Here is a 21,040-nt window from a genome sequence, read left to right as displayed (position 1 = left end):
TTTGCAGGGGGGTGCTTTCGCCGGGGGACATTGATACTTATGTCAAAGCGAACATCTTTGCCAATCTGACAGGTGGTTCATGACCGTTACCGACATTGCCACACGGACCTATAACCACAATTTCAAGCTTGATCCGATCATCCGCAGCCTGCTGGACACGGATTTTTACAAGCTTCTGATGTTGCAGGCGATCTGGCAGGAACATCCAAGTGTGGACGTTACCTTTTCGCTGATCAATCGCAGCCATCATATAAGGCTTGGCGATATCATTGATGAAGATGAATTACGCGCGCAGCTTGACCATGCATGCAGCCTGCGTTTTACCCGCCAGGAACTGATCTGGCTGGCGGGGGCGACATTTTACGGGCGCAACCATATGTTCAAGCCCGAATTTATTCGCTGGCTTGGCGATTTCCAATTGCCGGAATATGAATTACGCAAGATCGACGGGCAGTTTGAGCTGCATTTTACGGGGCCATGGACACATAGTTCGATGTGGGAAACACCGGCCCTTGCGATCATTACCGAATTGCGGTCGCGTGCTGTGTTGCGCAATCGCGGGCGGTTTGAACTTGATGTACTGTATGCGCGTGCCAAGGCCAAGCTTTGGGAAAAAGTTGAACGGCTTCGCGATTTGCCGGACCTTGTTCTTGCCGATTTCGGCACCCGGCGACGGCATGGTTTTTTGTGGCAGCGTTGGTGTGTCGAGGCTCTGAAAGAGGGGATTGGCAGCCGGTTTATCGGTACATCGAATGTGTTGCTGGCGATGACGGCCGATATTGAAGCGATTGGCACCAACGCCCACGAATTGCCGATGGTTGAGGCGGCAATCTCCAAAACCGATGAAGAACTTGCTGCGTCGCCTTATCGCGTGCTTGAGCAATGGCGCCAGCATTATAGCGGTAATCTTCTGATCGCGTTGCCCGATACATATGGAACGGCGGCGTTTCTTAAAGGCGCGCCCGACTGGTTGGCGGACTGGACCGGCTTTCGTCCCGATAGTGCGCCGCCGATTGAAGGTGGTGAACAGATCATTCGATGGTGGGAAGAACACGGCAGGGACCCGCGCGAGAAGCTTCTGGTCTTTTCAGACAATCTCGACATTGATGCGATTATCGAAACCTATCTGCATTTCCATGGCCGGGTCCGTATGAGCTTTGGCTGGGGCACGAACCTGACCAATGATTTTCGCGGTTGTGATCCGGCGGGCGAACAGGGGCTTGAGCCGATGTCGCTGGTGTGCAAGGTGACAAGTGCCAATGGTCATCCGGCGGTCAAGCTTTCAGACAATCCGGAAAAGATTTCGGGCGATCCCAGGCTGGTCGAACGTTACATCCGGGTTTTTGGTCATCCCACAATGCAAGGGTAGGCCGGGATAAGGCCTGATCAAAGGACAATGTTCAGATATGTCCCGCGTCGCGCATTGTGGTCAATCTGGTCGGCGGCGATCAGATTGCGCAGACGGGCAAGCTGGGCGGCGATGAAGCTGTCGGATGATGGTTGATCCATGTTCGCGGCAACGCGGCCACGCGCACCCGAAGGCACGCCTTGCGGCATGGACCGGGCGTCGTGAAGACCCGTCTGCGTAGCACTACTGCCGATCCGGTTGGTTGCCATGAGTTTATCTGTTCTGAAACTGCAAAAAGATTAGCATGATCAACGGGTTTTGTCATGACGTTGAAGCGGGTAGCGGGTAGCGGGTGGGACCGCTGTGGATAGGGATGCACACAGAAAAAGGGGTGGTCAAAACCACCCCAAGGAAGCTAACGAGAGGGAAAATCACGCTAGAAGATTGACGCGGGTGCCACGTGGGCCGCTGGTTTCAAGTGGCTGATAGTCGGTGATAATCGACCCAATCATTTCGGTAAGGCCTTGTGCCTTCTTGGTTGCAGACATTGCCGCATCAAGCGGCGCAGATACACCAGTTCCGGGTGTGATTGCGTTACTCACGGCTTGAGCTGCTGAACTCAGTCCTGAACCTACTGAACCGACCATTGTGTCCTCACCTCAAATTTCGTGAAGTTGAGTATCTGTAAAATCAGATATTGCTGCTTCTGTCTGAAAGATTAGGTTTCGATTAAAACTTTTAAAGTGACAGCGGTCACAATACGGCATTCTAACCTGATGACATTTTTGTGAGCCGTTCAATATCAATGGGTTATCTGTGGCTGGATTAATAAAATTTTTGCGTGCGGGGGCTTGCCGTGCGGAAAACCAGAACATTGGTAAGCTTGAACGAATCGAACAAGGTTTCTAAAGACGCTGGCGTTCGGTTTTATGGGCCAGGGCCTCGTGAATGGCTTTTTGCAATTGTGCCGGGCGGAACGGCTTTTTGACAAAGATATAGTCGCCCAGCATCTTTTCCATTTCCTTGCGTGTCCGTGCCGGATAGCCCGACATGAAGACAACGGCCAGATCGGGATATTGACGCTGTGCCTCGATCGCAAGTTGTGGCCCGCTCAGGCCCGACATCACAACATCGGTCAGAATGACATCAATGCGATCTGATTTCTGGGATTCGGTAATGATTTGCAGGGCTTCTTCGGCACTTCGGGCAACAAGGGCATCAAAGCCGGCATCTTCAAGAATGATCTTGGCGGTCGTGCGCAGGGATTGCTCATCATCAACAATCAGAACCCGTTCACCATTGCCGGGAAAATAATCGATTTCCTGCAGGACGGATGCGGTTACCTTTCCGGCTTCGGAGCGCGGCAGATAGATCGAGAACGTCGTGCCTTCGCCTTCGACGCTTTCGACATCGATAAAACCGTTCGATTCTTCGACCCAGCTGTGAACGATCGACAGGCCAAGCCCGGTGCCCTTGCCGGGTTCCTTGGTCGAGAAGAAAGGTTCGAAGATATTGCCAAGAATGTCGGCAGGTATGCCGGTGCCGGTATCCTGAACGGTTACCACGACATAGTCGCCAGCGGCCGCCTTCGGGAAGATGTCATCTTCGTCATCGGGGGTGCGTTCATCGGCAGGCGGGACTGTTGCGCCATAGCAGGAAATCTGCAATGTGCCGCCATCGGGCATCGCATCGCGGGCATTGATTGCAAGGTTCAGTATGCAGGCCGAAAGCTGTGTCGGGTCAACGCGCGTATATAGCGGCGCATCATTGGCCCAGATTTGCAATTCGATCCGGTGTTCAAGTAACGTGATCAGCAGCTTTTCCATTTCGGCAATCGCGGCATCGACCTGAACGATGGTGGGCTGATCAATCCGGCGGCGCGAAAACATCAGAAGCTGATCGGCGACACTGGTGGCGCGTTCGCCAAGCGAAATCACGTGATCAAGATATTCCTTTACCCGTTCGGGATCATCGATTTTCGCGCGTGCTACTTCGGCAAAGCTTAGAATACCGGCAAGACAATTATTGAACTCATGTGCTACGCCACCTGCCATCTGACCGACGGCTTCGAGTTTCTGCGAGGTGGCGAGCTGACGTTGCAGGGCATGTTGTTCTTCGGTTGCGCGGTGCTGTGACGTTACGTCACTACCGGTACCGCGATACCCCTTGAATGAACCATCCAGATCGAAGACCGGCACACCATTGATGCGGCCGAAATGTTTTTGTCCGTCGCGCGCGAGCCAGGAAAATTCGAAATTCTGGAATGCCAGATGACTTTCGAGCCGTTTGACCAGACTGTTCCAACTGTGGTCGGTTTCTGCCTTAAGGCCCAGCTTGTCAAAGGATTGACCCTGCGGGGAGCCGTTCAGTTCTTCGATCAGCTGATAGAATTTGTAGGATGCGAACGCGATTTTAAGGTCCGGCCCCATTTCCCAGTACCAGTCGGCGGACGACAGGGTAAAGTCGCGGAAACGTTCCTCGCTATCGCGAAGGGCCTCTTGGGCGATCTGGTGCTGGTTGGTGCGCCGCTCTAGGCTTTCGGCCATGGTGTTCAGGCCACGTTCAAGCGCGCCGATTTCGTCGCGACCAGCCGGTTTCAAGCGGGCACTGAGCTTTCCAAACTGGATTTCAGAAACAAATTGCGCGGCCGTGATCAGGCGACGCAAAACGGTTTGCTGCATGAAAAGGAAAATCAGTCCCGACGTCATCAGAATGCACAGAACCGAGCCGATCAGCAGAACCGACTGCATCTGTCGCTGGCTTTGTTCCAGACCGAGGGTCGAAACCTTGAAATAAGCAAACATGAAGGGCTGGTTGGCATTCAGGCTGAACAGAGGTGTGATGCTGACCATGTTGCGGCCATCCGGGCCATTGGTGGTAAACAGCACCTGACTGCGCAAATCAGCAGAAAGCCGGTCTTTGGGGAAATCCGGGACAGAGGCAATATCGGATCCGATCCGCATCGGGTCCATAGCGTGATAGATCGTGCCATCAAAGCCTATGGCCATGGCTTCGCGCAGATGCGGTCCCAACAGCAGTTCAAGCTGCTTGGGATCGCTAATGACGGAAATCTTGAGCTGTTCATCCTGAATCAGGCGGCCGGGCGCACTGATCTGTTCGGCGATCCGCCGATCAATTTCTGCACCGAAATATTGAACATAGTAACCACCAAATAGGCCAAGCAGGATGGTTTCGACAATGACAATTGCGATCCCGATCTTGAAAACCAGACTGCCAAACAGGCGGTCAAAAAGCTTCTTCACGCCAACCTCTAAACCCTGGCCCAGCCGGATTGCCGGTGAATTCTGTTATTGGCTCTCAAGATAATACTGTGATGGATTGGTTGGTGCCGGTGTGGCATAGCTCCAAGCCGCCGGGATGACCTTGGGAACATTCTTGAAGTTTTTTGCCACCAGCCCTTTGCGATTGGGCGGCAAGGCAATTCCCATAACGTAAAACTGATTTGCGCTGATGTCGAGAATATCGCGCATAAGTTTATTCTGTTTTTCTGCATCTGCGGTGGCTTTCAACTGGTTATAGAGTTCCAGTTGACGGATAACCTCGATCGGGGGCTCAACAGCTTCGGGATTTTTCGGGTCCGAATACCATTGTGCCCAACCGGTGGCGTACCAGGATGATTCACTGGATACTGGCAGGTAGTTGATCGGCAGAACCATGGCATCAAGCCCGCCATCACCGCCCCATGCGCTGGCATGGTGATTGTTTTTTTCACGCATATCGACAAATACATCACGCGATAAGTCGCGAGCCGTCACATCAAGGCCGATATCACGCCAGTAATCGATAACGGCAGAAAGCATTTCGAAGCGGGATGCGCCTTCAGTATCGATGGTAAAGGACAGCCTTTTGCCATCGGGGCGCAGAAGGAAACCGTCGTCGTCTTTACGTGTCAAACCGGCATTCGCCAGATGGCTTGCGGCGAGTACCGGATCATAGGTGATGAACTGGCGTGCGAGAACCGTGTGGTAAAGCGGGCTTTCGGGACGTGGTGCTGCCTGATGGGGTAGGGCACCGGGAACGAACCGGCCAATGATGCTATCGCGATCGATGGCATGTGAAAGCGCAACGCGGAATTCCTTGTTCTGGAATATGTCGCGAAGCACCGGGTCCCTGTCGTTCAGATTAAGCGACAGCGTCAGGATATTCATGTCGCTTTCGATCAGGGTGAAGGACTGCAGATTGTCATTGGCGGCGAGAATTTCATCAGCACGGCGGCCAATATGGCGTTCCTGCATGTTGACCTTGCCCGCAATCGCTGCATCACCGGCTTCATCTTTGCTGTTGACCAGATCAAAGGAAACCCTGTCGATATAGGGTAGCTGTCGACCGCCCGGATCGATTTTCCAGTAAAACGGGTTGCGGACTGCGACCAGCGGATCGTCTTTGCCATAAGTTCCGGACAGGACCCAAGCGTTCAGGGTCGGCACCTGAGGATTCATCCAGCGGCTGGGATCATCGATGGTACCCGGCGTCCCGAATACGGAAAGGAAGCGATCCTTCCAGCCCCTGAAGCCAAGCTGTTGCGCATCGGCATCAGCCTGTTTGTTGTATTTCGGAAGCAGAGGACGCAGGAAATGAGCAGGGTAGCTGACCGGTTCGACACCTTCGGGACGGGCAAGGAAGGTCGGAAACAGCCCATAGGGGGTGTCGAAGCGGAACGCGACGGTGGTTTCGTCGACCTTTTCAATGTGTACCGGATTTCCACCCGCGGTGAGCCATTCAGGCGTCACATTGCCAAAGGCCGGGTTGCGCAGAATGTCATCATACCAGAATAAGATATCTTCGGCGGTAAAAGGCGCGCCATCCGACCAGCGCATTCCCGGGCGCAACCGGAATACAAATTCCGTGGCATCGCTGTTGGCCTGCATCGAAAGGGCAACGTTGGGAACGGTATCTGTCCATTGCGGGGTCCAGCGTAAAAGCGGTTCATAGCCGATCGTCCGGATCAGAAGGGCATGATCACGTTCCGCATTCTGCGCCATCATCCATGTGCCGCCATATTGGCCAAGCTTGTCATTGGGGGTGACAATCATCGGGGTCTTGGGCAGGCGTTCCGAAGCCGGGGATAATTTGCCGTTTGCCACCATGTCGGCAAGCATCGGCGCTTCGCCGAACTCAGCAGCATATGCATTGCGCTGCGCCGCGGTCAAAGCCACGGCCAGCAAGAATGCCAGCGATATAAAGCAACCCACTACCCTGTACACTTCGGGCTTCCCCTGAATTTTTTATACTTATCGAAAAGTATCTGTATCCCTACTCTTAGGTGGTGAATATCCTAAAGCCAATGCCGGGTAAAGTTCTGAAAGCCGGTTTTCCCCTGATCTTCTAAAGATGCGCGAGCTGTTATTTGTTTACAACGTACAGGCGGATAATTTTCCTATGTGCATCTTTTTGTATCTATAAACAACATACCGGTCCGCCAAATTTTCATTCGGACCGCGCAGAATAATGCGATTAACGGGGACTTGTTCCACTGAGGCGAGCGCGTTCTACGACGATCCGTGCGGCTTTTCCGACCATTTGGACAGGAATTGGTTTTTGTGTCGATCAATGGTGGCTTCGACTAAAGTTTAACACAATCCAATGTGGTTGTTATCACAATATAAGATTTCGATAATAAATTTCGTGTTGGAACGCTTTGTGGGTCATTTGATGGCAAGGACGCCCCCTGTGATTTTTCTTGCCAGAAAGAGCTGATCGGAGAGACAATTTCGGCATGGAAAACAAATCTGCATCATTCGGGCAGGCTTCTTATGATCCTGGCTATCTGGCCGGGCCGAAGCCGTTGGCAACGATCCCGCGTTATGAGTCGGGATCGTCGCCGGACCGCTATCGTCCGGATGAACGCGCACATGATTCTGATGCTGACAGTTTTTCTGTGGCCGGTATCGATGGGAAAATTGATCGTCGCAAGGCCAATATTGCAAACCGGATTGTCGATACCGATCCTGGACAGGCATTGCGTGTGATCAGAAATTGGCTGGCCCAGAACTGATGGTCGTTTCTGATCTTTGTTTCTGTTTCACTTTGCATTTCGGGCGGCACCTGTTTTAAGTCGTCGAACACACCGATGACAGGGGGCCAGCGTGACAGATTTCAATTCCTTGATCGAGCAGCAGTTCAGTGCTTTTGATCCGGACTATTCCGATAGAAAAGGTGCCTATGCCGACAAGCTTGCCCCGCTGGAAGAAAAACTGATTGCGGCCCAGCAGGCCGGCAACAGCATGGCCGCGTCCGATCAGTATATGATCGAGTGCAAGTGGTTGCTGCTTTATACCGCTGACTGGGATGGGCTGGAAAAGAAGATCGCCCAGTTTGAAAAATCGCTGAAAAACAAGGATCAGGACTGGGCCGAGGAACAGGTGGCAAGTGATGGTTCGTGGGGCCCTTGCTATGACCAGTGGTTCCTGAAGGTCGATGCGATGATTGATGCTATCAATGCCTTGGCAGACGAGGGGATTGCACCGGATTATCCGCTGACATTTTTGGCGCCGATTGCCCAGCCTGCCGATCTGGTCGCCTGGCTGAACAGTCAGAAAACATCACGGATTTTTGCCGACGGGCTTGATCGCCGCGATGCGCTGGGTGCGGTCAGTGCCGCCTTGTCGGAAATGTGTTTCAAAAGCGAAATTCGCGATTATTTCCGCAAATACGTCAAAGGCTTTGATCTGAGCGATGATTACATCGCGGCTTATAAAAGCTGGTTGGATGACTGGCAGGATGCGCAATCGGGATATTGGGGCGGCTGGTTTGAAACAGACGCGGGCGATATTCTGAAAAGTCCGGACCTTAGCCTGACATTCCACAATATTTCCTATCAGCATGGCAAGGTCGGGCTTTGGCCGGCCATCTTCAATACAACACTTGCAATCCGTGATGATGCCTATCCGTTTGGCTGGAAGCACAATGGTGATTTTAACAATCACAACAATTATGACGTTGCCAAAATTTTTGATCTTGGCTGGGATGAAGTCGATAGCGGCAGTCAGAAATCCGCATCAGCCGACATTTCCACGATCCTTGACTGGTGCCTGACCAAATCCATGACGCCGGATGGCGGGTTTATTGATGATCCGACTTTCTATAATTCAGTCGGGGCAGCCTATTATTACGGTGTGTCGTTCCTGGATCAGATTGGATATTTCGGCACCGATATTCCGTTCTGGATCGATCATGCCTTTGCCGATGGTCCGGCACTTTGCTGCAAGATCCAGAAAAAGATGAAGGCCGAAAAGCTCGATGATGATGAGGCCGAGGCCGCGATGGAGAAGCTGGTGGATGCCTGCGGAAACTGTAGCTAGGCAAGGCTGAATGCAGGGGGCGGAACAAATTCTTGACGCCCCCTTGGCGAAAAGCACCGGTCGCTACCCATATGTATTTTATGGCGGCAACAAATCGGTGAGGGAACAGAATGTCTGATCGTAGAGATATTGACATTGCATTCTTGCGTCAGCGTCTTGAAGACCGGCGCGCGGATATCAGTGCCCATTCAAACCATTCGGAAGATTATCGAAAGCCGGTCGAACTTGATCAGCAGGCCGTCGGCCGCCTGTCGCGGATGGATGCGCTTCAGGATCAGCAGATGCATCTGGAACAGGAACGCCGCCGTGCTGCCGAACTTGATCGCATTGAAAAGACGCTGGCCCGGATGGAGCATCCCGATTACGGTTTCTGCCATAACTGCGGCGAAGAAATTGAAAAGAAGCGTCTGGAATTTGATCCGACCACACCGCTTTGCGTTGATTGCGCTGCCCATGTCAAACACAGTTAGGGACGGATTGATCAAACCGGTCAGACCGAATTAACGTATCTTTTATATGGCAGATCAAAGGGCGAAACACGCTGTACCCAAATCATTGATCAGGTGGGGCGCGGTTGCAGTATGCATTCTGATCGCGGTGTTTCTGTTTGTGACGCCGAGCGATCACGCCACCGCACAGCAAAACAGTTGTGCGGTGGCGCGTGCGCCTGTTGCAAGCCTGTCATTCATCAATCAGGACCCGATGCTGGATCGTCATCGGTCTGTGCGCTGGCTTAACAACCGGGCCAATCAGGGAAGTCGTTATCTGGTGACCGGCTTGACCGAATATGAGCTTCAGGCACGGTTCGACATGCGGCTGGAGCCGGTAGAGGTTGGCGTTGGGGCATTTTGCCTGTATCCGATCCGGATTAACCCCGAGGTCGAAGTGATCAAGCATCTGGTGTATGTCGCATCGGAGCTAGAGCGTGGCACATGTGAATATGACGTGGTCTATGCCCATGAAGGGCAGCACGTGCAGATCAATCAGCATATGGAACAGGATATCCAGCGGGAACTTGATGCCATGGTCGCCGAAATCACGGCGGACTTTGCTGCCATGCGACCGGTTGGCCCCGGTGAGGTGCAACGCCTGCAACGGCGTTTATTGAACCAGTATGGACAGGATTTCAAACGCCGTTTGCGCGCCATTGATCTTTTGCGGCGCGAAGACCATCATGCGATAGATACCCCGGATGAATATGAACGGCTATCGAAGGCGTGCGGGCCAAATTCGGCATTCCAGACAACATTGCCCGATGCAATGCGCTGACGGGTTTTGTGCAATCGGGTCAGGCTGCTTCGTGATCAAGTCCGGCAACGACCTGAAGTGCTTTGACATCAAGCCCGAATTCAGAGCGATTGCGCAGGCTCAGATGACCATGTCGGCGAAACTCGGCGATGACCCGGCTGGCGGTTTCGGTCGTGATCCCCAGCATGGCCCCCATGTCTTCGCGACCGGGCAGAACGCAACTGTCATCGGTATCATCACAAAGATACAGGCACAGCCGTGCAACACGTTCCCGTGCAGATCCGGTCGACATCTGGGTCAACCAGTTATCTGATTCCATTACCGCCTGATGCCAGCGTGTAAGCAACTGTTTGTGTAAATGGGGGCTTTCGCGATCAAGTTTTTCAACAACCGCAACCGGAATCCGGCATAACGCGCTGTCCTGAAGGGCTTCGGCGTGATGGGCAAAGCTGTCGCTGACGAGGGCTTCAAGGCCGATTGTGCCACCGGGGCGGACGAGGCGCACAACCCGTTGCGAACCATCGGCCAGATAATGCGTCAATTTGATCAGACCGCTGCGCAAGGTGAACAGCGCGTTTGCATTGTCCCCGGCATTGTAAAGGATCGCGCGTTTAGCAATTGCCATGTCCTCGATCGGCAGATGAACCAGTTTGAAATCGTCATCCGTTAGATCGTTGAAAAGCGCAAGTTGCCGGACGCCGCATCGGCGGCAGCGCAACATGTCTGGCATGGTTGATTGCGGCGCGGAGTAATTCACAAAACCCCCTGACGGAACGGGACAGATGCAGAATCGGTCGCCGCAGGCTGTTAAATGGAAGCACTCTAAATCTTTGAGTAATCTACCCTATTGGTTTGTAAATTCAACCTAATAGCGATCAAAAGGTGAAAAACATCACAATAGTACGACCTTTTCGGGCGTGTCGTTATGCAGTGTTGTCCAGAGTGACCAAGCCTTTTTCAATCGCATAGCGGACCAGACCGGCGGAACTGTCGATGTCGAGCTTGCGCTTGATGTTGCGGCGATGGGTTTCCACGGTACGCACACTGATATCAAGTTCGCGGGCAACGTGCTTGTTGCTGGCACCTTTGGCCAGAAGCCGCAAGACGGTGCGTTCCCGCGTGGTCAGCGGCATGCCGTCGTCAGGAACGCCTTCGGTGTTGCTGATGCGATCAAATGTCGGACTGTAAGCTTCGCCGCCATTTGCAATAGCCTCAATCGCGCGCACCATGTCGTTTGACGATACATCTTTCAGTATAAAGCCGCGCGCACCTGCCAGTCGGGCGGTACGAAGATATTCCGGATTCTCATGCATGGTCAGGATGATGACCTTGATATCGGGCATGGTTTCGCGGAATTTTTCGGCGGCTTCCAGCCCGTTCATGACCGGCATCGAGATATCCATCAGAACGATGTCGGGTTTGACATTTCCGGCCAGTGACAGCGCTTCCATGCCGTTTCCGGCCTCGCCGACAATGTCGATATGATCATAGCATTCAAGGCGTGAGCGAATGCCATCCATGACCAGCGCATGGTCGTCGCACAGCAAAACACGAATGGGGCGGTTGGGCGAATAGGGGGTGTTTGCGCTGCTCATGGTCAATTCAGTTCTCTGTCACATTGCTGAAACATCTGGGCCGAAACATCTGTTGCCACCTTAGCCGCTGATGACGGTGACGGGTAGATCATTATCACGCGAAACCGGAATATAGGCAGTTATGGTTGTTCCATCGTCCGGTTCGGATTTGACGGTCATGCCACCACCATGGAATTCCATGCGCTCGCGCATATTGCGAAGACCGATCCCGGCACGCGGATCACGGTTGCGAATATACCGGTTGGTTTCAAATCCGACACCGTTATCGATGATTTTCATCACGACACTTTGACCTTCGCGGCGGATCGTGACCTTGATATGCGTGGCATCGGCGTGACGTTCGATATTGGTGAGGGTTTCCTGCAAGACCCGATACAGTGTCGTCTTTTTCGCGATATCAAGAACAATATCGATATTGTCCGATTTGACATCAATCTGCATGTCGGACCGGTCTGCCAGTTCCTTACACATGCTTTCAATCGCCGGGCGCAGGCCAAGATCATCAAGCACGGCCGGACGCAGGTCGCGCGATATGCGACGGACTTCGTGGATGGCATCCTGCAATCGCTTGGCGGCCTTTTCCATGGGTTCGGTCGCGGCATTCCTTTCTGGTCCCAACCGCGCGATGGCGGTTTCGACCGAATATTTGACGGACACGAGGATTTGACTGATGCCATCATGCAGTTCGCGCGACACCCGCAAACGTTCCTGTTCCTGCACATCAACAACCCGATGGGTCAGTTCCTTTAGCTTGGAATCAGCAAGTTTGCGTTCCGAAAGGGTGACGACGGTGCCCGAAATGCCGACCAGCAAAACCGCCAGAATGGTGATGCCGACAATCGATATTGTCGTGTCACGGATATGGGATGATACCTCCGTCTCGATTTCCTTCACCTGTTCGGAAATGTCATCGATATAAATCCCGGTACCGATCATCCAGCCCCATTTTTCAAGCATCAGGGAATAGGCGATTTTCTCGGCGGGTTCGCCGGTTGACGGCTTTTCCCAGACATGGCGCAGGAAACCACCACCTTTTTCGGCATTGAAAATCAGCGCCTGAATGACGGAATTTCCGTTCAAATCGCGCAGGTTCCAATATGTGCGCCCCAGGCGCCATGGCTGTGGCGGGTCGACAAGGGCCGTGCCATCGCGGTCATAGATAAAGAAATAGCCATCCTCGCCATAGGAAAGATCTTCGATGATGCTTTTGACTCGTTCCTTGGAAACGGCATCCAGCGGGCTTGCGACCGAATAAATGTGATCTATCGAAGCAAGGGCGAGTTCAAGATAGCTTTTAAGCTCTTCTTTGCGGGCTTCGAGAATGTTGCGTTCGAACGTTCTGATTTCTGCTTCGGCCAGTCGTTCGGCCTGTGCAAATACCAGATACGATATTGCCGCGGCGGCCAGAACCAGTGGCAGGATCGACAGCAGCAAAAACTTTAGTCGAAGATTGATTTTCCGCATGGGCACAACAGTCTCGGATACAGGAAGATTTTTCGGGCCGGACAATATCACAAAAGCACCAAAAGTCTGCGCCTGATCACAGGTTTGGAACCTTTGGGTTGTATTAGGCGCGGACGCGATTTTCCACATGGTGAAAAGACACTGGCTGCGATAAGGTGAAATTGGTATTACCAATTTCGAAGATCATGCTTTGACAGAGGCAGCGCATTGCGCATATATCAGACACGTCGCCTGCCCACCGGGCGCCAGGAACCCTGGATGCACTGCACGCGTTTTAACGTGACAGACATCCTTTATCGCCACAGATGGTATGGCGTTGCAGGCATCCCGCACCGCAACGCATTCCGGGACCATATCGTGGCGTTTCTCTTGGTTTTCGGCAGGGGCGCACAGGGACGCACCTGCCCTACAAATCTGGTAGGAGCCCGGTGTCCATGACGCGTTCTGCACCAAAGCGTATCCGTAAACTTCTGGTCGCGAACCGCGGTGAAATCGCGATTCGTGTTCTGCGTGCCGCCAACGAGCTTGGCATTCGCACCGTTGCCATCTTTTCCGACGAAGACCGTTTTGCCCTGCACAGGTTCAAGGCCGACGAAAGTTACACTGTCGGCAAGGGCAACAAACCCATTCGCGCCTATCTTGATATCGAGGATATCCTGCGCGTTGCCCGTGAAGCTGGCGTTGATGCCATTCACCCGGGCTATGGGTTCCTGTCCGAGAATCCCGATTTTGCTGATGCCTGTGCCGAGGCTGGCATAACATTCATTGGTCCCGATTCTGAAGTGATGCGCACGCTGGGCAACAAGGTTGCCGCGCGCAATCTGGCGGAAAGTGCGGGTGTGCCGGTGATGCCGGCATCAGGCGCATTGCCCGATGATATGGATGAAGTGGCCCGCATTGCTGATCAGGTCGGTTATCCGATCATGCTGAAAGCCAGCTGGGGCGGTGGTGGTCGCGGGATGCGCGTCATCGAGAATTCCAAGGACCTTTCCAAACAGGTTCTGGCCGCCAAGCGCGAAGCAGAAGCCGCATTTGGCAATGACGAGGTTTATTTCGAAAAGCTGATCCGTCGTGCCCGCCATGTCGAAGTCCAGCTTCTGGGCGATACGCATGGTACGCTGGTGCATCTGTTTGAACGTGACTGTTCGGTTCAGCGTCGCAACCAGAAAGTCGTTGAGCGGGCACCTGCCCCCTACCTTAACGAAGATCAGCGCAAAGAACTTTGCGAAGCAGCGCTTCGTCTGGGCAAGGCCGCAAATTACGTCAATGCGGGTACCGTCGAATTCCTGATGGATGTCGATACATCCAAGTTTTACTTTATCGAGGTCAATCCCCGCATTCAGGTCGAACATACCGTGACGGAATGCGTGACCGGATTTGACCTTGTGAAGGCGCAAATCCTTGTTGCGCAGGGGGGGCGGATCGGCTTCCCGTCGGAAACCGGCATTCCGTGGCAGGACAAGATCAAGCTGCGTGATCATGCGCTTCAGTGCCGCATCACGACCGAAAACCCCGAAAACAGCTTTGTCCCCGATTACGGGATCATCAAGGTTTATCGTGGCGCCAATGGTTTTGGTATTCGTCTGGATGGCGGCACGGCCTATTCCGGGGCGGTGATCACACCGTTTTATGACAGTATGCTGGAAAAGGTCACGGCATGGGGCAGCACCCCGCGTGAAGCGGTAGACCGTATGGACCGCGCCCTTCGTGAATTCCGTATCCGTGGTGTTGCGACCAATCTGGCGTTCCTTGAAAACCTGATCAATCACCCGAAATTCCGGGCCGGTGAATATACCACGCGGTTCATTGATGAAACGCCCGAACTGTTCAAGTTCGTACGCCGCCGCGACCGTGCAACCCGGTTGCTGCGCTTCATCGGTGAAGTCACGGTGAATGGCAATCCGGAAGTCGAAGGCCGGGTGGTGCCGACCAACCTGCATGCGCCGGTCATGCCGAAATCGATTGATCTGGGCGAAATCCGGCCGGGCACCAAGCAGAAGCTTGACCAGTTGGGGGCCGAGGGCTTTTCACGCTGGATGAAGGATCAGAAACGGGTATTGATCACCGATACCACTATGCGTGATGCCCATCAGTCACTGCTGGCGACCCGGATGCGGACCTTCGATATGCTCGAAATCGCGCCTTATTATGCGCATGGGCTGCCGGAACTGTTTTCGCTGGAATGTTGGGGCGGGGCGACATTTGACGTCGCGATGCGGTTCCTTAAGGAAGATCCGTGGGATCGTCTGGTCAAGCTGCGCGAACGCGTTCCCAATATCCTGACCCAGATGCTTTTGCGGGCATCGAACGCGGTCGGTTACACCAACTATCCCGACAATGCGGTCGAATATTTCGTCAAGCAGGCAGCAGAACACGGCATGGATGTTTTCCGTGTCTTCGATTCCCTGAACTGGGTCGAAAACATGAAAGTCGCCATGGATGCGGTTTTGAAAACCGACAAGCTGTGCGAGGCGACCATTTGCTATACGGGCGATATCTTTGACGAGAAACGCCCGAAATATAACCTTGATTATTATGTCAAAATGGCCCGGGAGCTTGAGGCATCCGGTGCGCATATCCTGGGGCTTAAGGATATGGCGGGTGTTCTGCGCCCGGCGGCGGCAACAACCCTGATCAAGGCGTTGAAGGATACGGTCAATATCCCGATCCATTTCCATACCCACGATACCAGCGGCATTTCGGCAGCAACCGTGATTGCCGCGATTGATGCCGGGGTGGATGCGGTCGATGCGGCGATGGATTCGATGTCGGGCCTGACATCGCAACCAAACCTTGGTTCGATTGCCAATAACTATATCGGGCAGCCCCGTGATCCGGGGCTGAATACCGAGGCGCTTAAAGAAGTTTCGACCTATTGGGAGCAGGTCCGACGGTATTATGCCGGATTTGAGAGCGATATCCGCAGTGGCACATCGGATGTCTATGTCCATGAAATGCCGGGCGGCCAATATACCAACCTGCGTCAGCAGGCGCGGTCGCTTGGCATCGAGGAACGCTGGCCGGAAGTGTCCAAAGCCTATGCCGCGGTCAACAAGATGTTTGGTGATGTCGTCAAGGTGACGCCAAGCTCGAAGGTTGTCGGTGACATGGCGCTGACGATGGTGACATCGGGCATTACCGAAAAGGATGTGCTGGACCCGAAAAAGGACATCGCATTCCCCGATAGCGTCATTTCGTTCTTCCGCGGTGAAATCGGTCAGCCGGTTGGCGGCTTCCCCCCCGCCCTTCAGCGCAAGGTATTGAAGGGGGCCGAGGCGCTTTCGGATCGTCCGGGCAAATCTATGCCGCCGATTGATTTCGAGGCAACCCGCAAGGAAATCGAAAAGAAAACCCATCGCAGCATCAGTGATGCTGAGGTCGCATCCTATGTGATGTATCCCAAGGTGTTCCTCGATTATGCCGAACATCGCAGCCACAATGCCGATGTTTCGATCCTGCCGACCCCGATCTTCTTCTATGGCATGAGCCAGAATGACGAAATTTCCGTCGATCTGGAAAAGGGCAAGACGCTTGTTATCCGCTATCTTGCAACATCCGAAGGTGGGGACGAGGAAGGCAATCGGACCGTGTTCTTTGAACTGAACGGTCAGCCCCGAACAGTCAAGGTTGCCGACAAGACATTGGCCGCCACGGGCAAGGTCAAGCCAAAGGCCGAGGATGGCAACCAGCTTCATATCGCTGCCCCGATGCCAGGCCTTGTCGTCGAGGTCCATGTTGCCGAAGGCCAGAAGGTCAAGGCGGGCGATGTGATGTGCTCGCTTGAGGCGATGAAAATGGAAACCGCGGTTCATGCGGAAAGGGACGGGGTCGTGGCAACCATCCATGCCCCCGCCGGTACACAGGTCGACAGCAAGGATCTGCTGATCGAATTAAGGGAGTAAACTTCGCATGCTTAGGATGCCTGAGCCGGATCAATCGACCCTTGCGCGTCGCAAGGATATCATCGCCGCCATGCGGGACATCGTTCCGAACGAAGGCGGGGTTATCGTCGATGAGGATCAGCTCAGGCCCTATGAATGCGATGGGTTGATGGCCTATCGCCAGCTTCCGATGATCGTGGTCCTGCCCGAAAATGCCGGGCAGGTCGCGGCCATCCTGAAATATTGTCATACCCATAAAGTTCGTGTCGTCCCGCGGGGGGCGGGCACCGGCCTTTCGGGCGGGGCGCTACCGATGGCGGATGCGATCACGATCAGCATGATGAAATTCAACCGCGTTCTGGATATCGATTGGGATAACCGGGCCGTCGTTGTGCAGCCCGGTGTGACCAATCTTGGCATCACGCGTGCGGTCGAACATAAGGGGTTCTATTACGCCCCGGACCCGTCCAGCCAGATCGCCTGTTCGATTGGTGGCAATATCGCCGAAAATTCGGGCGGTGTGCATTCCCTGAAATACGGACTGACCACCAATAATGTCCTTGGTGTTGAAATGGTCACGATCGAAGGTGAAATCCTTCGTGTCGGGGGCAAGGGGCCGGATCAGTCGGGCTATGACCTTTTGGGCGTTATCACCGGGTCCGAAGGGTTGCTGGGTATCGTTACCGAAGTCACGGTACGCATCCTGCGCAAGCCGGAAACGGCGCGCGCGCTTCTGCTTGGCTTTAACAGCAGCGAAGAAGGCGGCAATTGCGTTGCCCGGATCATTGCCGACGGGATCATCCCGGGCGGACTTGAAATGATGGATGCCCCGGCCATCAAGGCGACCGAGGATTTCGTCCATGCGGGTTATCCGCTTGATGTCGAGGCGTTGCTGCTTGTTGAACTCGATGGACCAAAGGTCGAGGTCGATTATCTGATTGAACGTGTCGGTGCGATTGCCAGGGAATGCGGTGCGGTTTATTCGCGTATTTCCGAAAGCGAGGATGAAAGACTGCTATTCTGGTCGGGGCGCAAGAATGCCTTTCCGGCGATTGGCCGTATTTCACCCGATTATATCTGTATGGATGGCACCATTCCGCGCCGACGTCTGGCCGAAGTCCTGACCGGCATGCAGGTTTTGTCGCAACGCCACGGGTTGCGGGTTGCCAATGTTTTTCATGCAGGCGACGGCAATCTGCATCCGCTGATCATGTTTGATGCCAATCAGCCCGGCGAACTGGAACGGGCCGAAGCATTCGGTGCCGATATCCTGAAACTATGTGTCGAGGTCGGCGGGGTTTTGTCCGGCGAGCACGGGATTGGCGTCGAAAAACGCGATCTGATGCCTGAAATGTTTACCGAAGATGACATGAAACATCAGGAACGCCTGAAACTGGCGTTTGACGAAGACGAATTGCTGAATCCCGGCAAGGTTTTCCCGACCTTGCATGGCTGCGGGGAACTTAAAACCCTGCATGCGCGTGAAGTCGCCGACAAGTTCCCGGATATCCCGCGTTTCTGAGCCGGGTCGAAAAACGAGAATAAAAATAATCCTGCCATCGGTTCCCACCAACTGATCGGCAAGGATCAGGAGAGGAAGAGAGAAACCGTCATGACGGAAGTCATATCCCCCACCACGCCCGAGCAATTGCGCGAGGCTGTCAGTTGGGCACTTGGTTCGAAGAACCCGCTAGAAATCATCGGATCGGGCAGCAAGAAAACATACGGACATTCGGTTGCCGCCGACCATGTTCTGAACCTGTCGAAATTGACCGGGGTTATGTTTTATGAACCCGAAGAACTGGTGTTGTCGGTACGTGCCGGAACGTCCCTTGCCGAAATCCACGCATTGCTGAGCGATAAAAACCAGCAGTTCCATTTTGAGCCCGGAAATTTCCCGGGATTGCTGGCCGATGGGGTTTCTGATCATGCCGGAACGATTGGCGGGCTGATTGCGTCCAATCTTTCAGGACCGCGCCGGATCAAGGTCGGTGCGGCACGCGATCATCTTTTGGGGTTTGAAGCCATTAGCGGCCGGGCCGAGGATTTTAAATCCGGCGGGCGGGTAATGAAGAATGTGACGGGTTTTGATCTTTCAAAATTGATGGCGGGATCGTTTGGCACGCTTGGCGTGATGCATACCATCACCATGAAAGTTATGCCGCGCGACGAGAAAACCCGAACCGTTCTGATCGCCTGTGACGATATAGAAAGTGCCGGGCGTGCGATGACGCGTGCCATGGGCAGCGAAAATGAAGTTTCTGCCGCCGCATGGATCGCACGGGAACAGGTTGGAATGCTTGGCGTGGATATCGCAATCGGCATCGGGGCCGGGATTGTCGCGCTGCGCGTTGAGGGACCGGCTCCCTCGGTTGCCTGGCGGTGCGAGGCATTGCGCAAGCTTCTGGCCGATATAGGTGCCAGCGAAGAACTTCATAGCGGCAACAGCAACGCGTTCTGGCAGGCGGTGGCCGATGTCACCCCGTTTGCAGGGGGGATCGGATTGCTATGGTGTGTTTCCGGGCCACCGGCATCTGGCGGTGCGATTGCTGCGAAACTGGCCGACGAAACCGGCGGGAAGGTCATGATGGATTGGGCCGGGGCGCAAATCTGGCTGCAACTGGCGGGGGGTGATGCGATGGCCGATAAAGTGCGCGACATTGCCGTGTCCTACGATGCGCGGGCGGTTCTGGTGCGCGCGCCCGAAGATATTAGAAATCAGGTGCTGGTTTTCCATGCCGAGGACGCGGCTTTGGCGCGGATCAATGCGAGAATCCGCGAGAATTTTGACCCTGAAGGCATCCTTAATCCAGGGCGTATTGGCCAAATGATTACCAAGCAGGGGGATGCGTAATGCAAACGAACTTTACCGCCGCCCAGCTTGCCCACCCTGCAATTGCCGAAAGTGAACAGATCCTGCGCAAATGTGTGCATTGCGGGTTCTGTACCGCGACATGCCCTACTTTTGTCACGCTGGGCGATGAACTTGATAGTCCGCGCGGGCGGATTTACCTGATCAAGGACATGCTGGAAAACGATAAACCGGCAACGGATAAGGTGGTCAAGCATCTGGACCGGTGCCTGTCATGCCTGTCTTGCACCACGACATGCCCGTCGGGTGTCGATTACATGCATCTGATTGATAACGCGCGTGCCCATATCGAAGAAACCTATGACAGGCCATTTGCCGATAAATGGTTACGTCGGATTTTATCTATTGTTGTGCCCAACCCGACACTGTTCAGACTTTCGCTGATCGGGGCGAAGCTGGCATCGCCATTCGCGGGCCTTTTACCCGGGCGGTTGAAGGGTATGGTGAAGATGGGGGCACGGCATATGCCGCCGCCAAGCTGGGTTGATAAGCCGCAGGTGATCCCGGCCATTGGTCAACGTAAAGGCCGGGTCGCCATCCTGACCGGTTGCGCGCAGCAGGTGCTTGAGACCGAGATCAACGAAGCAACCGTGCGTTTGCTGACACGCCTTGGCATTGAGATTGTGGTGGCCAAAGGGGCGGGTTGTTGCGGGTCGCTTGTCCATCATATGGGCAAGGAAGCGCAGTCCCATCAGCAGGCCAAAGCCAACATTGATGCCTGGAGCTGCGAACTTGCGGGCGAGGGACTTGATGCAATTGTCATTACGGCATCGGGATGTGGCACAACGGTCAAGGATTACGGGCACATGTTGCGCCATGATCGGAATTACGCGGCGAAAGCGGCCAAAATTTCCGACCTTGCCTGTGATGTGACCGAATATCTGGCAGGGATTGATGTCCCGGCGGATCGTTTTGCCGGGGCGACTCATGGCGGGGCGCGGGTTGCCTATCATTCGGCATGTTCGATGCAGCATGGTCAGAAGATCATTCGTGAACCGCGCGACCTTTTGAAAAAGGCCGGGTACGAGGTGCTTGAAATTGCCGAGGGGCATTTATGCTGTGGGTCGGCGGGGGTTTACAATCTGTTGCAGCCTGAAATCGCTGGCAAACTGCGCGACCGCAAACTTGGCAATATCAGAAACACGGCACCGGATCTGGTTGCGACGGGCAATATCGGCTGCATGGTGCAGCTTGAAACCGATGCGTTGAAAGTTGTGCATACGGTGCAATTGCTTGACTGGGCAGCAGGGGGGCCGACCCCCGAAAAGCTTTTGCCATACTATGCTGAAAAGATCGCCTAGACAACGGTT

The 21,040-nt window shown here is 54.2% G+C and carries 16 protein-coding genes; 9 read left to right on the top strand and 7 right to left on the bottom strand.

Annotated elements, in window-relative coordinates; all coding sequences use genetic code 11:
• Positions 1-79: 79 nt before the first annotated feature.
• Positions 80-1,369 carry a nicotinate phosphoribosyltransferase gene (gene pncB / locus TH468_RS15540; protein ID WP_085645533.1) on the top strand — a complete coding sequence of 430 codons (1,290 nt, stop codon included), beginning with the start codon at positions 80-82 and terminating at the stop codon, positions 1,367-1,369.
• 17 nt (positions 1,370-1,386) lie between these two features.
• Here the strand turns inward: pncB and TH468_RS15535 are convergent, their stop codons facing one another.
• The 4 genes from TH468_RS15535 to TH468_RS15525 form a co-directional block, all read right to left on the bottom strand.
• Entirely contained in the window at positions 1,387-1,617 is a 231-nt protein-coding gene (locus TH468_RS15535) for a hypothetical protein (RefSeq protein WP_085645532.1), read from the bottom strand.
• Between the two features lie 162 nt (positions 1,618-1,779).
• Positions 1,780-1,950, bottom strand: a complete 171-nt coding sequence (locus tag TH468_RS21640; protein ID WP_156962614.1) for a hypothetical protein — start codon at positions 1,948-1,950, stop codon at positions 1,780-1,782.
• A gap of 303 nt (positions 1,951-2,253) precedes the next feature.
• Positions 2,254-4,611: an ATP-binding protein gene (locus TH468_RS15530; protein ID WP_085645531.1), complete on the bottom strand. Its 2,358-nt coding sequence runs from the start codon at positions 4,609-4,611 to the stop codon at positions 2,254-2,256.
• Between the two features lie 45 nt (positions 4,612-4,656).
• Positions 4,657-6,573 (bottom strand): ABC transporter substrate-binding protein, encoded by a 1,917-nt coding sequence (locus TH468_RS15525; RefSeq protein ID WP_246832356.1) that lies wholly within the window; start codon positions 6,571-6,573, stop codon positions 4,657-4,659.
• 512 nt (positions 6,574-7,085) lie between these two features.
• On the opposite strand from TH468_RS15525, the gene TH468_RS15520 reads away from it, so the two are divergent.
• From TH468_RS15520 to TH468_RS15505, 4 genes are all read left to right on the top strand, one after another.
• Positions 7,086-7,364: a hypothetical protein gene (locus tag TH468_RS15520; RefSeq protein ID WP_085645529.1), complete on the top strand. Its 279-nt coding sequence runs from the start codon at positions 7,086-7,088 to the stop codon at positions 7,362-7,364.
• 91 nt (positions 7,365-7,455) lie between these two features.
• Positions 7,456-8,670, top strand: coding sequence for a hypothetical protein (locus TH468_RS15515; protein WP_085645528.1), 1,215 nt, complete (start codon positions 7,456-7,458; stop codon positions 8,668-8,670).
• Between the two features lie 110 nt (positions 8,671-8,780).
• Positions 8,781-9,140 carry a TraR/DksA family transcriptional regulator gene (locus tag TH468_RS15510; RefSeq protein ID WP_085645527.1) on the top strand — a complete coding sequence of 120 codons (360 nt, stop codon included), beginning with the start codon at positions 8,781-8,783 and terminating at the stop codon, positions 9,138-9,140.
• A gap of 139 nt (positions 9,141-9,279) precedes the next feature.
• The gene (locus tag TH468_RS15505) at positions 9,280-9,939 is read left to right on the top strand and encodes a hypothetical protein (RefSeq protein ID WP_246832355.1); all 660 of its coding nucleotides are present in this window, start codon (positions 9,280-9,282) and stop codon (positions 9,937-9,939) included.
• A 19-nt stretch (positions 9,940-9,958) separates the two neighbouring features.
• Here the strand turns inward: TH468_RS15505 and TH468_RS15500 are convergent, their stop codons facing one another.
• The 3 genes from TH468_RS15500 to TH468_RS15490 form a co-directional block, all read right to left on the bottom strand.
• Positions 9,959-10,675, bottom strand: coding sequence for a Crp/Fnr family transcriptional regulator (locus tag TH468_RS15500; RefSeq protein WP_246832354.1), 717 nt, complete (start codon positions 10,673-10,675; stop codon positions 9,959-9,961).
• A 166-nt stretch (positions 10,676-10,841) separates the two neighbouring features.
• Positions 10,842-11,513, bottom strand: coding sequence for a response regulator transcription factor (locus tag TH468_RS15495; protein ID WP_085645524.1), 672 nt, complete (start codon positions 11,511-11,513; stop codon positions 10,842-10,844).
• Between the two features lie 60 nt (positions 11,514-11,573).
• Positions 11,574-12,977 (bottom strand): cache domain-containing protein, encoded by a 1,404-nt coding sequence (locus TH468_RS15490; RefSeq protein ID WP_246832353.1) that lies wholly within the window; start codon positions 12,975-12,977, stop codon positions 11,574-11,576.
• A gap of 434 nt (positions 12,978-13,411) precedes the next feature.
• Here TH468_RS15490 and pyc point away from each other — a divergent pair, with 434 nt between their 5' ends.
• The 4 genes from pyc to glcF all read left to right on the top strand — a co-directional run bounded on the left by pyc (position 13,412) and on the right by glcF (position 21,031).
• A complete protein-coding gene (gene pyc, locus TH468_RS15485; RefSeq protein ID WP_062951320.1) occupies positions 13,412-16,879 on the top strand; it encodes a pyruvate carboxylase in 3,468 nt (1,155 codons plus the stop codon).
• Between the two features lie 16 nt (positions 16,880-16,895).
• Positions 16,896-18,380, top strand: a complete 1,485-nt coding sequence (locus TH468_RS15480) for an FAD-linked oxidase C-terminal domain-containing protein (protein WP_085645522.1) — start codon at positions 16,896-16,898, stop codon at positions 18,378-18,380.
• Positions 18,381-18,470: 90 nt separating this feature from the next.
• Positions 18,471-19,712: an FAD-binding protein gene (locus TH468_RS15475; RefSeq protein WP_085645521.1), complete on the top strand. Its 1,242-nt coding sequence runs from the start codon at positions 18,471-18,473 to the stop codon at positions 19,710-19,712.
• The gene (gene glcF / locus TH468_RS15470; RefSeq protein WP_085645520.1) at positions 19,712-21,031 is read left to right on the top strand and encodes a glycolate oxidase subunit GlcF; all 1,320 of its coding nucleotides are present in this window, start codon (positions 19,712-19,714) and stop codon (positions 21,029-21,031) included. Before TH468_RS15475 ends, glcF begins: the two co-directional genes overlap by 1 nt.
• Positions 21,032-21,040 lie beyond the last annotated feature (9 nt).

The sequence above is a fragment of the Thalassospira sp. MCCC 1A03138 genome (genome assembly GCF_002115785.1).
Taxonomy (GTDB): domain Bacteria; phylum Pseudomonadota; class Alphaproteobacteria; order Rhodospirillales; family Thalassospiraceae; genus Thalassospira.
This window is presented reverse-complemented; position numbering and strand designations above follow the sequence as displayed.